Source organism: Algibacter sp. L4_22 (assembly GCF_023473045.1).
GTDB lineage: Bacteria > Bacteroidota > Bacteroidia > Flavobacteriales > Flavobacteriaceae > Algibacter.
In genome coordinates this window covers 1-1,093 of sequence record NZ_JAMCOK010000044.1, presented here as the reverse complement: position 1 = coordinate 1,093, position 1,093 = coordinate 1, and the positions used below count along the sequence as shown (strand labels likewise).

1 protein-coding gene is annotated in these 1,093 nt (G+C 27.9%); it reads left to right on the top strand.

Annotated features, from left to right (window positions below):
- Positions 1 to 86: 86 nt before the first annotated feature.
- The gene (locus M4I23_RS19505) at positions 87 to 911 is read left to right on the top strand and encodes a hypothetical protein (RefSeq protein ID WP_249755528.1); all 825 of its coding nucleotides are present in this window, start codon (positions 87 to 89) and stop codon (positions 909 to 911) included.
- Positions 912 to 1,093 lie beyond the last annotated feature (182 nt).

The window sequence follows — 1,093 nt, the reverse complement described above, 5'->3', positions numbered from 1 at the left end:
TCGCGGACTTTCTTTGTCCGTAATTATTTACTAAATTAGTTGCTTGAAACACGCAACAAACCATATACAACAACGTTAGCACAAATATGAAAAAACGAATTCTGACAATATTATCAATTCTAATTTCAACACTTACTTTTGCTTGTGATTGCGTTGTTTATAATCCTATATTAGAATTTTATTCATCAGAATATGTTTTTGAGGGGAAAATTATTTCAAAAATTTACGCTAAAGATAGCTTGACTTATAAAGTTACCTTTGACATTTCTAAACATTATAAAAACGGAGATTTTCCCAAAACACTAGAATTTGATGTAACAGCAGAAGAAGAATATACAGGACAATGGACTTCTTGCGATTGGAGCGCTAAAAAAAATCAAAAATGGTTAGTTTATGCCTATAAATATAAAGGTAATTTAACTTTTAGTGGAATGTGTTCTAACTCAAAAATTATTAACAATAGACCAATTGGTCTGAGAGAACAAAAAATGTTAGATAATGGCAATTCATTCAAAATTGAAAATTACATTTTTGAATATGAAAGTGAGTTTAACTACTGTATAAATGTAACTGACATAAATTCTATTCTCGAAAATGGAAAAATAAAGGAATACAAAAAACCCATTACTCTTTTAAATGTTTTGATTGATTCAAATGGTAATTTAATTTCAATAACAAGACAAAGAGAATTAATAAGAAAGAAAGATTCTATCTTTAATTTAACAACAGGAATTGAAGATGCTAATAGAAACCCTATTACAGAATTTGAAAAAGATGCGATTGAATTAATTAGTCAAGTTAAAAAATGGGAAGTAAAAAAATATGAGAAGACAGGTATTAATGTTCCCTATTTAAGACATATTTGGGTTTCTTATGATTTAAAGACAAATAAATGGAGTTATGAATTATAAAATACTTGTGCTAACACCGTATATAATTTATTGCTAGTTCTAGCCTACTTACGAAAATCCTCGCGGATTTTGAACTGCTCCCAAAAAGTTAGACACTATTTGAGGGTATTATTATGGGAAGAAAAGTCAAGTATGATTACGCATTTAAACTTCGATGTGTAAAGCAAGTTTTAAAAAATCAC